17 protein-coding genes and 1 pseudogene are annotated in these 14960 nt (G+C 62.3%); 10 read left to right on the forward strand and 8 right to left on the reverse strand.

Annotated elements, in window-relative coordinates:
- Position 1: 1 nt before the first annotated feature.
- The 5 genes and pseudogenes from AC56QP_RS17180 to hslV all read right to left on the reverse strand — a co-directional run bounded on the left by AC56QP_RS17180 (position 2) and on the right by hslV (position 4128).
- Positions 2-961 carry a DUF1402 family protein gene (locus AC56QP_RS17180; protein WP_489858852.1) on the reverse strand — a complete coding sequence of 320 codons (960 nt, stop codon included), beginning with the start codon at positions 959-961 and terminating at the stop codon, positions 2-4.
- 173 nt (positions 962-1134) lie between these two features.
- Positions 1135-2446: pseudogene (gene hslU, locus AC56QP_RS17185) on the reverse strand (ATP-dependent protease ATPase subunit HslU).
- Positions 2447-2450: 4 nt separating this feature from the next.
- Positions 2451-3056, reverse strand: a complete 606-nt coding sequence (locus AC56QP_RS17190; protein WP_489858851.1) for a DUF2585 domain-containing protein — start codon at positions 3054-3056, stop codon at positions 2451-2453.
- A 3-nt stretch (positions 3057-3059) separates the two neighbouring features.
- Positions 3060-3587, reverse strand: a complete 528-nt coding sequence (locus AC56QP_RS17195) for a GNAT family N-acetyltransferase (RefSeq protein WP_489858850.1) — start codon at positions 3585-3587, stop codon at positions 3060-3062.
- On the reverse strand, positions 3577-4128 hold the full coding sequence (gene hslV / locus AC56QP_RS17200; RefSeq protein ID WP_489858849.1) for an ATP-dependent protease subunit HslV: 552 nt from the start codon (positions 4126-4128) through the stop codon (positions 3577-3579). Before hslV ends, AC56QP_RS17195 begins: the two co-directional genes overlap by 11 nt.
- Before the next feature lie 258 nt (positions 4129-4386).
- On the opposite strand from hslV, the gene hisB reads away from it, so the two are divergent.
- From hisB to AC56QP_RS17250, 10 genes are all read left to right on the forward strand, one after another.
- Positions 4387-4986 (forward strand): imidazoleglycerol-phosphate dehydratase HisB, encoded by a 600-nt coding sequence (gene hisB / locus AC56QP_RS17205; RefSeq protein ID WP_489858848.1) that lies wholly within the window; start codon positions 4387-4389, stop codon positions 4984-4986.
- A 4-nt stretch (positions 4987-4990) separates the two neighbouring features.
- Positions 4991-5467, forward strand: a complete 477-nt coding sequence (locus AC56QP_RS17210; protein WP_489858847.1) for a DUF2628 domain-containing protein — start codon at positions 4991-4993, stop codon at positions 5465-5467.
- 1 nt (position 5468) lies between these two features.
- The gene (hisH, locus tag AC56QP_RS17215) at positions 5469-6119 is read left to right on the forward strand and encodes an imidazole glycerol phosphate synthase subunit HisH (RefSeq protein WP_489858846.1); all 651 of its coding nucleotides are present in this window, start codon (positions 5469-5471) and stop codon (positions 6117-6119) included.
- A gap of 5 nt (positions 6120-6124) precedes the next feature.
- Complete coding sequence (locus AC56QP_RS17220; RefSeq protein WP_091584180.1) at positions 6125-6415, forward strand: DUF1330 domain-containing protein; 291 nt, start codon at positions 6125-6127, stop codon at positions 6413-6415.
- 4 nt (positions 6416-6419) lie between these two features.
- A complete protein-coding gene (gene hisA / locus AC56QP_RS17225; protein ID WP_489858845.1) occupies positions 6420-7169 on the forward strand; it encodes a 1-(5-phosphoribosyl)-5-[(5-phosphoribosylamino)methylideneamino]imidazole-4-carboxamide isomerase in 750 nt (249 codons plus the stop codon).
- Positions 7166-8002 carry an arginase family protein gene (locus AC56QP_RS17230; RefSeq protein WP_489858844.1) on the forward strand — a complete coding sequence of 279 codons (837 nt, stop codon included), beginning with the start codon at positions 7166-7168 and terminating at the stop codon, positions 8000-8002. The genes hisA and AC56QP_RS17230 overlap by 4 nt, the downstream gene beginning before the upstream one ends.
- Positions 7999-8793, forward strand: coding sequence for an imidazole glycerol phosphate synthase subunit HisF (gene hisF, locus AC56QP_RS17235; protein ID WP_489858843.1), 795 nt, complete (start codon positions 7999-8001; stop codon positions 8791-8793). Before AC56QP_RS17230 ends, hisF begins: the two co-directional genes overlap by 4 nt.
- Before the next feature lie 71 nt (positions 8794-8864).
- A complete protein-coding gene (locus AC56QP_RS17240; protein WP_489858842.1) occupies positions 8865-9188 on the forward strand; it encodes a phosphoribosyl-ATP diphosphatase in 324 nt (107 codons plus the stop codon).
- A 24-nt stretch (positions 9189-9212) separates the two neighbouring features.
- Positions 9213-10172, forward strand: a complete 960-nt coding sequence (gene coaA / locus AC56QP_RS17245) for a type I pantothenate kinase (RefSeq protein WP_489858841.1) — start codon at positions 9213-9215, stop codon at positions 10170-10172.
- A gap of 133 nt (positions 10173-10305) precedes the next feature.
- Complete coding sequence (locus tag AC56QP_RS17250; RefSeq protein ID WP_489858840.1) at positions 10306-11853, forward strand: hypothetical protein; 1548 nt, start codon at positions 10306-10308, stop codon at positions 11851-11853.
- A 3-nt stretch (positions 11854-11856) separates the two neighbouring features.
- On the opposite strand, the gene AC56QP_RS17255 is transcribed toward AC56QP_RS17250, so the two are convergent.
- From AC56QP_RS17255 to AC56QP_RS17265, 3 genes are all read right to left on the reverse strand, one after another.
- Positions 11857-12468: an alpha-ketoglutarate-dependent dioxygenase AlkB family protein gene (locus AC56QP_RS17255; RefSeq protein WP_489863573.1), complete on the reverse strand. Its 612-nt coding sequence runs from the start codon at positions 12466-12468 to the stop codon at positions 11857-11859.
- 117 nt (positions 12469-12585) lie between these two features.
- A complete protein-coding gene (gene arfB, locus AC56QP_RS17260; RefSeq protein ID WP_489858839.1) occupies positions 12586-13023 on the reverse strand; it encodes an alternative ribosome rescue aminoacyl-tRNA hydrolase ArfB in 438 nt (145 codons plus the stop codon).
- Positions 13024-13103: 80 nt separating this feature from the next.
- Positions 13104-14714 (reverse strand): phosphoenolpyruvate carboxykinase, encoded by a 1611-nt coding sequence (locus tag AC56QP_RS17265; protein ID WP_489858838.1) that lies wholly within the window; start codon positions 14712-14714, stop codon positions 13104-13106.
- Positions 14715-14960: the final 246 nt, after the last annotated feature.

Genomic DNA, 14960 nt, shown 5'->3' on the forward strand with positions numbered 1-14960 from the left:
CCTAAAACAGCGCCCTCAGCTCCGGCAGCTTGTCGTTGACCAGCCAGCCATAATAGTTCTCTTCCGGCAGCTTTTCGGGCTCACCGGCGGCGCGGCGCTTGTCGTTCTCGGCTTTCAGCGTGTAGGCGCGCTGTTCCGGATTGCCGACATTGTAGAGCGTGGCGGTCAGCCCCGGATTGCCCGAAATGTCGAAGCCGGCAATGCTCTTGTAGGCGTCGATCGATTTCCTGATCGTCGCGGCGACGTAAGGCAGCGTCAGGTCGGGATCCATGATGGTCTTGTAGACGGAATTGGGATCGGCGACATCGAGCTTGGGCAGGCCTGAAACCTTGTGCACGAGATCGCTCATTTGCAGGGCGGTCAGCGGGTTGAGCTGGCCGAGGCCGAAGGTCTGGCCGGCATAGTAAGGCTGGAAGAAGGTGGCGCCGAAACGATCGTCGGGAAAGCTCTCCCCGCCAACGCTCTTGCCGCGGAACGAATGGTTCCACACCTGCTCGCGGCATTCCCACAGATCGTAGCTGTCGGACATCCCGGCGCATTTCTTGAATTCCGGCCGCTGCACGAAATCGGTGATGTCCTCGCCATCATAGGCGAAGGACAGCTTGCTGGAGAGGTAGGAGATCGCCTTGACGTAATAGGTCTGCAGCCGGTCGTAGGCGTCGACATTGTAGGTGTGCTCGCCGACAATGGCGCCGACGATGTGCAGGGGATCGATGCCGTAGGCGGCGGCGGCCTTCTTGATCTTGCCGCGCAGGTCGGCGTCGTTCTGCAGCAGGGCATAGACCTTGCGGTATTTCGCCTGGAAAGTGGTGTTGGTGGCTTGCGTGCGCCGGCTCGAGGCGCCCGGAATGTCGGGCTGCTCGGCATTGCGGTTTCCCGCCGGCACCAGTGTTGCTGCGTCAGCAGCGAACAGCGTCGCCGCCAGCGTCAAGCCGAGAATGACCAGGATCAGTTTTTTCATGCGCCGCCGCCTAAAGAATTGCCGCGCAAACTAGGTAAAGCTCTTGGTCGAGTCGAGAGCGTCCCTGCACACGGCAAGACGAAAGGTGGCCAGATGGTACCATCTGGCCACACATGATTGAGCTGCCGGAACGCGTTGCCTGAACCGGCGCCGGAACAGCCCGGCGCGGGTCTTTAAAGGATGAATCGCGACAAATCTGTGTTTCTGGACAGGTCGCCGACATGCTTTTCGACATAGGCGGCGTCGATTGTCACTGCGGTGCCGTTGCGATCCGGCGCGTCGTAGGAGATTTCGTCCAGCACCCGCTCCATCACCGTCTGCAGTCGCCTTGCGCCGATGTTCTCGACGCTGGCATTGAGGTCGACGGCGATGCCGGCCAGTGAATCGATGGCGTCGTCGGTGAAGGACAGCTGGACACCCTCGGTCTTCATCAGCGCGATATACTGCTTGATCAGGCTCGCCTCGGTCTCGGTCAGGATGCGGACGAAATCGTCCTTCTCCAGCGCGCGCAGCTCGACGCGGATCGGCAGGCGGCCTTGCAACTCCGGCAACAGGTCGGACGGCTTCGAGACATGGAACGCGCCGGAGGCGATGAACAGGATATGGTCGGTCTTCACCGGCCCATACTTGGTCGCCACCGTGGTGCCCTCGACCAGCGGCAGCAGGTCGCGCTGCACGCCTTCGCGTGACGGGCCGCCCGAAATGTCTCGATCTGGCCGCGATCTTGTCGATCTCGTCGAGGAAGACGATGCCGTCATTCTCGGTGGCGTCGAGGGCCAGTCGCACCACTTCGTCCTGGTCGAGGAGCTTGTCGGACTCGTCGCCGACCAGCAGCCCGTAGGACTCCTTGACCGTCGTCTTGCGCGTCTTGGTCTTCTTGCCGCCCATCGCCTTCGACAGCATGTCGTTGATGTTCAGCACGCCGATATTGGCGCCCGGCATGCCGGGAATCTCGAAGCCGGGCATGCCGCCATTGCCGGTGTCGGCAACCTCGATCTCGATTTCCTTGTCGTCGAGCTCACCGTCGCGCAGCTTCTTGCGGAAGCTGTCGCGGGTGGCCGGGCTCGCCGTCTTGCCGACGAGCGCTTCCAGCACGCGTTCCTCGGCGTTGATGTGGGCGCGGGCCTTGACGTCCTCGCGCATCTTCTCGCGCACCAGCCCGATGGCGATCTCGACCAGGTCGCGGATGATCTGCTCGACGTCACGGCCAACATAGCCGACTTCGGTGAACTTGGTCGCCTCGACCTTGACGAACGGCGCACCGGCGAGGCGCGCCAGGCGGCGCGAAATCTCGGTCTTGCCGACGCCCGTCGGCCCGATCATCAGGATGTTCTTCGGCATCACCTCTTCGCGCATCTGGCCTTCCAGCTGCTGGCGGCGCCAGCGGTTGCGCAAGGCGATGGCCACGGCGCGCTTGGCGTCCTTCTGGCCAATGATGAAGCGGTCGAGTTCCGAAACGATTTCGCGGGGAGAGAATGTGCTCATATCACTAAATTCCACTTTGCCACTGCTTGATGGTCTCGAACGGATGCAGCAGCATGATCACGTTGAGTGTCAGATTGTCCCGGATGAGATAGCCGGTACCGAGTTCGAAGAGGATGGCGAGGCTGACGATCACCCATATAGGTAGCCTTCGCGCCATCACAAATCCCAGCACCATGGCCAGTGTGTCGGACACCGAATTGATGATGCTGTCGCCGTAATAATCGAGCGAGATGGTGCCGGCGCGGTAGCGTTCGATGATGAACGGGCTGTTTTCGAGCAGCTCCCAGCCACCCTCGACGAGGACGGCAAATGCCAGCCTCAGCCCGATCGGCGACCCCGGGAACAGATATCGCGCCAGCGCGTAGAACAGGAAGCCGTGGATGATGTGCGAGAACGTGTACCAGTCCGAAATGTGTTGGGAGTTCTCGGAACTGTTCACCACGCCGTGCCACAGCTTGACGTAACCGCAGGTGCAGATCGGCGGGTGGCCCATCAGGTAGAGCGTGACGGCCTGAACAATGACCAGGCCAAGCACGATCAGAAGTCCCATTCGCCAGCTGTTCTCGTAGGCCGAGAGGTCTTTGTCCTCGCTGGATACGGATGCGTTCATGCCCTATTGTCCCTCTTCCGCGTCGCTCTCTTCGGCGTCGATCGCCATCAGCACGACGTCACCATAGACTGATTGCCGCCGATCAATGGCCTGGAAGCCAGCCTTTTCATAGGCACGAATGGCTCGACCGTTGGTGGGATCGGGGTCGATGATGACGCGCGGAACGCCTTCCTCGAACAATTGTTCGACGAACTGGCGCACGATTGCCGAACCATGGCCGATGCCGACCAGCTCGGGCCGGCCGATCGACAGGTCGATGCCGAGCGTGCCGAACGGCTGGTCGGCATAGGGGTGGTCGTCTTCCAGATGCGGATCGTAGCTCTGCAGATAGCCGATCGGCTTGCCGTCGAGCTCCACGATCAGCGGCTCGACGGAAATCGAGTCGATATGTTCGCGAATCTCGGCGATTTCCGACTCGGGATCGTTCCACCACTGCGCGACATGTGGCTCGGCGAGCCAGCCGGCGATCATCGGCAGGTCTTTCTCGGTCACCGGCCGAAAATCGTAGAGCACCACCTTCTCAGGCGGCATTGAGCGTTTCGATGACGAAATTGTTGTTGGTGTAGACGCAGATGTCGGATGCGATCTGCATCGCCTTGCGGGCGATCTCCTCGGCGTCCTTGTCGGTGTCCATCAGCGCGCGTGCCGCGGCCAGCGCGTAATTGCCGCCCGAACCAATGGCCATGACGCCATATTCGGGTTCCAGCACATCACCGGTGCCGGTGAGCGCCAGCGAGATCGACTTGTCGGCAACCAGCATCATCGCTTCCAGCCGACGTAGATAGCGGTCGGTGCGCCAGTCCTTGGCGAGTTCGACGCAGGCGCGCGTCAACTGGTCGGGATATTGTTCGAGCTTGGCTTCGAGCCGTTCCAGAAGCGTGAAGGCGTCAGCGGTGGCGCCGGCGAAACCGGCAATCACATTGCCGTCCTTGCCGATGCGGCGCACCTTGCGTGCATTGCCCTTCATGATGGTCTGGCCAAGGCTGACCTGGCCGTCGCCGGCGATCACCACCTTGTTGCCCTTGCGCACCGTCACGATGGTCGTGGCGTGCATGGTCAGTTCATTCGACATTTCCTGGCTCCGATTCGCGCGATCCCAGAAGGCGATTGGCGCGGTACGAGTAACTTTGATCGGCCATATGTATGCATGGGGCAAACGATTGCAAATCGCCTCTCCGGCAAGGCCGATACCTTTCCGCATGGCAACTGGCAATCGCCGGATCATGCTGATAGAAGGCTTTCGTTTTCAAGCCTGCGAGCGCTTGGACCCCGTGAACCGGTCACGATGTGGACCTCTGGGACTGTGAACCTCTGGGACAAGGATAGAGTGATGGCGCCCCGTTCCGCCGAAGCAAGCCGCAAGACCAGGGAAACCGACATCTCCGTGTCGGTCCATGTCGACGGCTCGGGCAAGTCGGACATCGCCACGGGTGTCGGCTTCTTCGATCATATGCTGGACCAGCTCTCGCGCCATTCGCTGATCGACATGACGGTCAGGGCCAAGGGCGACCTGCATATCGACGACCATCACACCGTCGAGGACACCGGCATCGCGCTCGGCCAGGCGCTGGCCAAGGCGCTCGGCGAGCGGCGCGGCATCATGCGCTACGCCTCGATCGACCTTGCCATGGACGAGACGCTGACGCGCGCCGCGATCGACGTGTCCGGCCGCCCGTTCCTGGTTTGGAACGTTTCGTTCTCGTCGCCGAAGATCGGCACGTTCGACACCGAGCTGGTGCGTGAATTCTTCCAGGCGCTGGCGCAGAATGCCGGCATCACGCTGCATGTCACCAACCACTATGGCGCCAACAACCACCACATCGCCGAGACCTGCTTCAAGGCGGTGGCGCGCGCGCTGCGCGCCGCTCTGGAGCGCGACCCGCGCCAGCCGGACGCGGTTCCCTCCACCAAGGGATCTTTGAAGGGATAGCGTCATGGCCACCTATGTCGTCATGGAACCGCCCGGTCGCAGTGAAAAGGTCGACGTAACGGCCTTTGTCCGCGATGGCTTCACCTGGCTCGGTTTCCTGGTGCCGCCATTGTGGCTTGCCTGGCACCGGCTGTGGATCGAAGCAGCACTCGCCTTCGTCGTCATGGGCCTGCTTTCGATGCTTGGCGAAAGGCTTGGCCTTGGGCTGGCCGGCTCGCTGCTGTCCCTGCTGGTTTCGCTGTATGTCGGGCTGGAGGGACAGGGGCTGCGCATCGCGGCGCTTCGCCGCCGCGGCTGGCACGAATGGGGCGTGGTCGAGGCCGGCTGGCTCAACGATGCCGATATACGCTATGCGCTGGAAGCCGATGCGCTTGCCGGTGAGGTTGCGCCGCCGCCGCGCATGGTCCCGGATGCCGCCCGGGCGCGCCCGGCGCAGCCGGGAATAGCCCTGGGGCTGACCCACATTCCGGGACGAAGCTGACATGCGGGTTGCGATCATCGATTATGGTTCGGGCAATCTGCGCTCGGCCACCAAGGCTTTCGAGCGCGCCGCTCGTGAAGCCGGCATTGCCGCCGACATCGACCTGACCGCCGATGCCGAACGGGTGCGCACCGCCGACCGCATCGTGTTGCCCGGCGTCGGCGCCTATGCCGACTGCGCCGCCGGACTGCGTGCCGTCGCCGGCATGTGGGAAGCGGTCGAGGAAGTCGCTATTCGAAAGGGTCGGCCTTTCCTCGGCATCTGCGTCGGCATGCAGCTGATGTCGCAGCGAGGCCTGGAAAAGACGGTTACGAACGGCTTTGGCTGGATCGCCGGCGACGTCAAGGAGATCACGCCGGCCGATCCGTCCCTGAAAATCCCGCAGATCGGCTGGAACACGATCGATCTCAAGCGCCAGCATCCGCTGTTTTCCGGCATTCCCACCGGGACCAGCGGATTGCACGCCTATTTCGTCCATTCCTATCATCTCGATGCGCGCAAACCCGAGGAGGTCCTGGCGGTTGCCGACTATGGCGGACCGGTGACGGCCACCGTCGCCCGCGACAATCTGGTCGGTACCCAGTTCCATCCGGAAAAAAGCCAGGCGCTGGGCCTGGCACTGATCACCAATTTCCTGCGCTGGAGGCCCTGAAGGATATGAGCAAGAAGGGCTACTGGATGGCGATGATCGATGTCCGCGACCCGGAGGTGTACAAGCAGTACATCGAGGCAAATGCCGTTGCCTTCGCAAAGTACGGCGCGAAATTCCCGGTGCGGGCCGGTCGCTACGAGAATCCGGAAGGACCGACCGGAAACCGCCACGTGCTGGTTGAGTTCGACTCCTACGACAAGGCGGTCGAATGCTATCATTCGCCGGAATATCAGCAGGCCTCGAAGTTCCGGCTTGCCGCCTCGACAGGCCATTTCGTCATCGTTGAAGGCGCCTGAACGGATGATTCTTTTCCCCGCCATCGATCTCAAGGACGGCCAATGCGTGCGCCTGAAGCACGGCGACATGGCGACCGCGACGATCTACAATGACGATCCGGCGGCCCAGGCGCTGGCCTTCGAAAGACAGGGCTTCGAATGGCTGCACGTCGTCGACCTCAACGGCGCGTTCCAGGGCCAGAGCGTCAACAGCGCGGCGGTCGGCGCCATCCTGAAGGCGACGAAGAACCCGGTGCAGCTCGGCGGCGGCATCCGCACGCTGGAGCAGATCGAGGACTGGCTCGATCGCGGGCTCGCCCGTGTCATCCTTGGCACGGTGGCGGTGCGCGATCCCGACCTGGTCAAACAGGCGTGCAAGGCTTTTCCGGGCAAGGTGGCCGTCGGTATCGACGCCAAGGGTGGCAAGGTCGCTGTCGAGGGCTGGGCCGAGGCGTCCAGCCTCGGCGTCATCGAACTGGCGAAGAAATTCGAGGGCGCCGGCGTCGCCGCCATCATCTACACCGACATTGATCGGGACGGCGTGCTGACCGGCATCAACTGGGACGCCACGATCGACCTCGCCGACGCCGTGTCGATCCCGGTCATCGCCTCCGGTGGCCTCGCTTCGATCGCCGACATCGTGCGCATGACCATGCCCGACGCAAAAAAGCTCGAAGGCGCGATCTCGGGTCGTGCGCTCTATGACGGCCGCATCGATCCGGCCGAGGCGCTGGCAATCCTGCAGGGCAGGCCGGCGATGGAGACGCGGCCGTGAAGCTCTCCATCATCCTGGCATCCTATGACAGTGGCCACTATCACGGTGGCATGGGCCAGGGTCCGGACGCGCTGATATCAGGCGGTCTCGTCGACGCCCTGACCATGGCCGGCCACGACGTCGCGGTCGAGGACATCGGCAAGGTCGGCGACAACCAGGAGCGCGAGATCGTCACCGGCTTCGCCGTCTGCAACGCGGTTGCGACCGAGGTTCGCCTTGCCCGTGACATCGGCCGGTTTCCCATCGTTCTCGCCGGAAATTGCCTGACCAGCGCCGGTGCGGTCGCCGGCGAGGGCGCCGATGCGATCATCTGGGCCGACCAGCATGGCGACCTCAACACGCCCGAGACATCCATCCATGGCTTCCTCGACGGTATGGCGCTGGCGACGGTGCTTGGCCTGTGCTGGCGGCCGATGGCAGCCGCCATTCCCGGCTTCAAGCCGGTCGATCCTGCACGCTGCGTGCTCGTCAACGCGCGCGACCTCGATCCGGCGGAAAAGCAGCTTCTCCAGACATTGCCGGTCATTCGGACGGAATGTCCCGGAGTGGCCCAGGCAACCGAAAAGCTGAAGGCCGCCGGCGCCAAACGCGTGCACATGCATCTTGATCTGGACGTGCACGACCCGAAGGAGCTGCAGGCCAACCGCTATGTCAGTCCAGGCGGACCCAGCCCCGAACAGTTGCGCGACGCGGCTTGTGCCATGGCGCTTGCGGTGCCGGTCGTCGGCATCACCATTTCAGCCTACGATCCGGCCTTCGACGCGCGGGCGGATGTTCCGCCGCGGGTCGGTGAGTTGCTCAACGATCTCATCGCCACGATAGAGGGAAGGTGATGCTGAAAGCCCGTGTCATCCCCTGTCTCGACGTCAAGAACGGCCGTGTCGTCAAGGGCGTCAACTTCGTCGATCTCATCGACGCCGGCGATCCGGTCGAGGCGGCCAAGGCCTATGACGCGGCCGGTGCCGACGAGCTCTGCTTCCTCGATATCACCGCTTCATCCGACAATCGCGAGACGATCTTCGACGTCGTCGCCCGCACCGCCGAACAATGCTTCATGCCGCTGACTGTCGGCGGCGGCGTGCGCCAGGTCGCCGATATCAGGAAGCTGCTGCTGGCCGGGGCCGACAAGGTGTCGATCAATACGGCGGCGGTGAAAAACCCGGATTTCGTCGCCGAGGCGGCCGACAAGTTCGGCAACCAGTGCATCGTCGTCGCCATCGACGCCAAGAAAGTGTCAGGCGCCGGCGAAGCCGACCGTTGGGAGATCTTCACCCATGGCGGTCGTGAAAAGACCGGCATCGATGCGGTTGAATTCGCTCGGCTTGTGGTCGATCGCGGCGCCGGCGAGATCCTGTTGACGTCGATGGATCGTGACGGCACCAAGGCCGGCTATGACATCGCGCTTACCCGTGCGGTCGCGGATGCGGTACGTGCGCCGGTCATCGCTTCCGGCGGCGTCGGCACGCTCGATCACATGGTCGAGGGCATTCGCGACGGTCATGCCGGCGCGGTTCTGGCGGCTTCCATCTTCCATTTCGGCACCTACACCATAGCGCAGGCCAAGGCCCATATGGCCGCCGCGGGGCTGCCGATGCGGCTGGACTCACCCGGCAATCGGCCTTAAAGCATGATCCCGGAAAGTGGGAACCGGTTTCGGAAAAAGATCATGCTTAAACAAGCAGATAGATGACGCCCATGACCGAGTTTTCACTGTCCGATCTGGAAAAAACCGTCTGGGAACGCGCCCATTCCGGTGACCCGGACTCGTGGACGGCAAAACTGTTCGCGCGCGGCATCGACAAGGCGGCACAGAAGCTTGGCGAAGAGGCGGTCGAGACGGTGATCGCCGCCGTGAAGGGCGACAAACAGGCCCTCGTTTCGGAAAGCGCCGATCTTATATATCATTGGCTCGTTGTTCTCGGCCTCTCGGGGGTTCCGCTGAGCGACGTGCTCAAAGAGCTCGAAAGCCGCACCGGGCGTTCGGGCATCGCCGAGAAGGCATCACGGCCGAAGGGCTGACCGCGAGGGAGGGCAGGTATCTCGATGGATCAGCTCGCACCAACCGAGAAATATTCTCCCTTCCGTTTTTTCACCGCCGAGCAATGGTCGCAATTCCGCGCCGACACACCATTGACGCTGAGCGCGGATGAATTCCGCCGCCTGCGTTCGCTCAACGACCCAATCGACCTCGAAGAGGTCAAGCGCATCTACCTGTCGCTGTCGCGGCTCTTGTCGGCGCATGTCGAAGCGAGCCAGCTGCTGTTCAGGCAACGCCAAGCTTTCTTCAACGCGGTGGACATCGTCAAGACGCCGTTCATCATCGGCATTGCCGGTTCCGTCGCGGTCGGCAAATCGACCACGGCTCGCGTGCTGAAGGAGCTGTTGGCGCGCTGGCCCTCGAGCCCCAAGGTCGATCTCATCACCACCGACGGTTTCCTGCTGCCCAACGAGATCCTGCGCCGCGAAAACCTGATGGAGCGCAAGGGTTTTCCCGACAGCTACGATGTCGGCGCGCTGCTGCGTTTCCTGTCGGGCATCAAGTCGGCGCTGCCCAATGTCCGCGCGCCGGTCTATTCGCACCTCACCTATGACGTCATTCCGGGCGAGTTCGTCACCATCGATCGGCCGGACATCCTGATCTTCGAAGGCATCAATGTCCTGCAGCCGGGCAAGCTGCCGCAGGACGGCAAGATCGTGCCTTTCCTGTCGGACTTCTTCGACTTCGCCATCTATATCGATGCCGACGAAGAACTGATCCACCAGTGGTACATTGCCCGCTTCATGCGGCTGCGCGAGACCGCCTTCCGCAACCCGGACTCCTTCTTCCACCGCTATTCGCAACTCTCGGAAGATTCGGCCCGTGCCATCGCCGAAGGCCTGTGGACCAACATCAATCTGAAGAACCTGCGCGAGAACATCCTGCCGACACGCGCCCGCGCCGACCTCATCCTGCGCAAGGGCGCCGACCATCTGGTCGAGGAAGTGGCGCTCAGGAAACTCTGAATTTCCGGGACGTTCCTCAATTTCTGAGGCCCTTAAAGTCATCTTAACCCCGCTTTCCTACTGTCGAACCGAGGACACTTCGCGGGCTCCGACAGGCAGTGAACGCGCCATTCATTCACATTGGTTGGCCGCGATGAGCGCGATCGAGGTTCGTCCCGGTCCTGATGCCCCCGCCGCCAGCGGTGGGACCCTGCGGCTTTGGCCGCTTGTTCTCTCGATGGCCGTTCTCGCCATTGCCGTGCCTTGGCAGATGCACTGGGGCGTCAATGGCGATACGAGCTGGAACATCACGATCAGCGAGCGACTGCTGGCCGGTGATCGCCTCTATATTGACGTGATCGAGACCAATCCGCCGTTCACCGCATGGCTATACCTGCCGGCGGTGTATCTCGCGAAACTGCTCGGAATCGCGCCGGAATATCTGGTCTATGCATACAGTTATGCATTGTGCATTTTTGGCCTGTGGTTTGCCAGCTTCGTTGCGCGTCGCGCCCGATTCCCCGAAAATTCCGGGCTCTACACGCTGTTACCAGCGTTTCTGGCTTTGCTCGTGCTGTTTCCCGGCAACAGTTTCAGCGAGCGCGAGAATCTGGGGGTCGCCCTGCTGTTGCCGTTGCTGGTGCTCATGGCTTGGCGCGCGGCGGATGACCCGCCATCGCCGCCGGAATGGTGGGTAGCCGCATTGGCCGGTCTGTCCGGCAGCGCCATGGTGCTGGTGAAGCCCTACTATGCGATCATGATCATAGCGCCGGCATTTTATGTGGCGTGGCGCCAGCGCAGCATCAGGTCGCTGTTTGCAATCGAATACTGGATCGTCGGCTTTGTCTGCCTGAGCTATCTGGCCGCAGTGCTCTGGCTTTATCCCGAGTTCATGCGCGACGTCTACCCGAATCTAGCCGACACCTACTTGCGCTACAAACAGTACGGGCCGGTGCTCACCACCTACGGCGGAACATACCTTGTTTCGATCTGCTTCCTTCTGTTTTTGCGCAACGGCCGGGCGCTGTCGCCCTTGGTCATGGTGCTGGCGATCGGTTCTGTTGCCGGCTTTGTTCCCCTGGTCTACCAGGGCAAGGGTTGGGCCTATCATGCCTATCCGGCGCTGGTGCTGATGCTGGCGGCGATCGCCTGCTGTGCTGTCGAGCGGTCATCGGCACTCGGCGCGGCGCGGTTGGACATTGTCCAGAAGATGCTGCTGGCCGCCATTGTTGCAATCAATTGGCTGCCTTTCAAATATAGCGGGAAGCCCGAGGCAGACTTTGTTGCAAGCCTGCGCGCCGCAGTCGATCATCCCACTATCGGCTTGATCGGTTCGGGTATGGAAAGCGGCCATCCGCTTACGCGGACGATCGGAGGACGATGGATATCCGCCTATTGCAGCGATTGGCTTGGCGGCCTCGCTGTCCTTTCTGCGGGAATTGCACGTACTCAGGGCAATACGGTCGAAGCGGCGCGTCTTGACGCGATCGTGCGCAATTTTCTCGACGCCAAGATACGCGAGCTGAAAGCCGCGAAGCCCGACCTGATGATCGTGCAGAAAACGGATACGTCCTGGATTTCACGCGTCATGCAGCGTGACGATTTTTCGAGCTTCATGAATGACTATCGAGTTCTGAGCGAAGATGAGAACATTCGCGTCTACCTTCGCAAGGGTTCTGGAAAAGTCACCTCGATCAACTGAGAGTCACAGGTTGACCCGCCGCAACGTCAGATTGATCCTGCCGCCATTTTTTAGCAGCGCCGAAGTCGAGGGGTAGATGCGGTCGACGCCGTGAAAGCACAGCCGCCCTTCGCCACCGAGCACCACGACGTCACCGCTTTGCAGCCTGAACGACTTCGTGGCGCCGTCACGCGTCGTCTGACCAATCCGGAACAGGCAATCGTCGCCCAGTGAGACGGAAACCACCGGTGCCGAGAAATCGGTCTCGTCGCGGTCCTGATGAAGGCCCATTTTTGCGTCCTGCGTGTAGAAATTGATCAGGCACGCTTCCGGTGGCTTGGGGTAGCCCGAGACCTGCTGCCAGAACTCGAGCAGCGCCTCCGGGATTGGCGGCCATGGTGAGCCGGTCACCGGGTGCGTCGGCTGGTAGCGGTAGCCGCGTTCCTTGTCGGTGACCCAGCCGAGCGGGCCGCAATTGGTCATGCGCACGCTCATCTCCTTGCCGGTGCGTGGCATGGCCGGCACGAACAGGGGTGCTTGCTGCACGATCCGTCTCACATCCTCGACCAGCGCTTCCTGTACGGCGCGCGACAGGTAACCGGGCATGTGACGGACGCCTTTGGGCAGGACGAGCATGGCTTCGGTCAATCAATCCGTTTGATGTGGCGACAAGCGAGATTGCCACGGGGACCCGCAAAGGACGACCCGAAAGCCGCGCTTGCCGACCTGAAAGGGAATAGAAGCGGGCCGCACTCAGTCGTCGCCGACCCGGCCGCGCAGCTTTTTCACGGTCGAGCGACCGGCCTTGCTCTTCAGCCGCCGCTCGACCGAGCCTTTCGATGGCCGCGTCTTCTTGCGTGGCGGTGGTAGCGGCTCGGCCGCCTTGGCTACAAGCGCGGTCAGCCGCGCCCGCGCGTCCGCGCGGTTCTGCTCCTGCGTGCGGAAGCGTCCGGCCTCGATGACGATGACGCCGTCCTTGGTGGCGCGCTGGCCGGCCATCTTGATCGTGCGCTCGCGCACGCGTTCCGACAGGCCCGGCGCATTTTGCGCGTCGAAGCGCAGTTGCACGGCCGTCGCCACCTTGTTGACGTTCTGGCCGCCCGGCCCGGACGAGCGGATGAAGTCCTCGTGCAGGTCGCCCGGGTGGATCACCGCGTCGTCGGCAATGATGATCTTGTCGTCGGTCGTCATGCCGCAGTCATGGCGCGGCGGATCAAAAAGAAAAGGCCCGATCGAGACCGGGCCTTTAATGGTGCTGAGCGACGTGGCGATTATTCCGCCGCTTCCTGCATGTGGGGCGCTGCACCCAGCACGATGGCATCGACATGGCTTTCGAACTTGCCGAAATTGTCGATGAACATGCCGACCAGCCTTGCCGCCTGCCGGTCATAGCCGGACCTGTCGGCCCAGGTCGACCGCGGATCGAGAATGGCGCTGTCGACGCCAGGCACGGCCACCGGCACTTCGAAACCGAAATGGGCGTCGGTGCGGAATTCGGCCGTCTTCAGCGAGCCGTCGAGTGCTGCCGCAAGCAGCGCCCGCGTTGCCTTGATCGGCATCCGCTTGCCAGTGCCGTAGGCGCCGCCGGTCCAGCCGGTATTGACCAGCCAGCAATCGACTTGGTGCCGGGCGATCAGGTCGCGCAGCAGATTGCCGTATTCCGACGGATGGCGCGGCATGAACGGTGCACCGAAACAGGTCGAAAATGTCGCTTCGGGTTCGGTCACACCCTTTTCGGTTCCGGCCACCTTGGCCGTGTAGCCGGAAAGGAAATGGTACATTGCCTGCGCCGGGGTCAGCCGGGCGATCGGCGGCATCACGCCGAAGGCATCGGCGGTCAGCATGATGATGTTCTTCGGATGATTGGCGCGCCCCGTCTTGCTGGCATTGGGGATGAACTCCAGCGGGTAGGCGCAGCGCGTGTTTTCGGTGAGCCGACCGTCGTCGAAATCCGGCACCCGGTCCGCGCCAAGCACGACATTCTCCAGCACGGTGCCGAAGCGCTGCGTGGTGGCGAAGATTTCCGGCTCGGCCTCCGCTGACAGCTTTATCGTCTTGGCGTAGCAGCCACCTTCGAAATTGAAGATGCCGTGCGGTCCCCAGCCGTGCTCGTCGTCGCCGATAAGCGTGCGCGACGGATCGGCCGACAGCGTCGTCTTGCCGGTGCCGGAAAGCCCGAAGAAGACGGCCGTGTCGCCGGCCGGCCCCTCATTGGCCGAGCAGTGCATCGGCATTACGCCCTTGGCCGGCAACAGGTAGTTGAGCACGGTGAACACCGACTTCTTCACCTCGCCGGCATAGGACGTGCCGCCGATCAGCACGATCTTGCGCGAAAGGTCGACGGCGATCACCGTTTCGGTGCGGGTGCCGTGACGGGCGGGATCGGCGCGGAAAGACGGCAGGTCGATGATCGTCATCTCAGGCGCGAACTGCTCGAGTTCGGCGGCGCCCGGACGGATGAGCAGATTGCGGATGAACAGCGAGTGCCAGGCGAATTCGGTGATCACCCTGGTGGTCAGTTTCAGTTCCAGGTCGGCGCCGCCGACCAGATCCTGCACGTAAAGATCCTTGTCCGCGGCATGCGCCTGGAAATCAGCAAGCAGCGTGTCGAACTGGGCCGGCGAGATCGCCTTGTTGTTGTCCCACCAGACATGCGGCTCGGTGGTGCCGTCGCGAACGACGAACTTATCCTTGGGCGAGCGACCGGTGTGCTGGCCGGTTTCGGCGACCAGCGCGCCATGCGCGGTCAGCCGGGCTTCGCCGCGCCGGATCGATTCTTCGTAAAGGGCAGCCGCGCCGAAATTATAGCGCACCACGCCCGTGGTTTTCAGGCCGATACGATCGATCCCGCAAGCAGGATTGCGTTTGCCGACTTCCGACATGAGGGTCCCTTCTTCATTTGCCGCATCTGCCGGGGGCATTTCCGGCGCGCCCACTACGTGGGCTAAGAAGGTCAGAACCAGAAAAGTCAAATGATATCAAATCATTAATCGATTTAAATATTTTGAAAGTTGTTTAAATCGTTTATATGTGCAAGAAGTTCGGCGGTTGCCCAAAGGATTGGCAGGGTTCGATCGTCTAATCCGTAGTGAGGTGCAATTGTGACCGCCGGCACGCCGCCCGTGACA

Source organism: Mesorhizobium sp. RCAM 05104, from assembly GCF_059683645.1.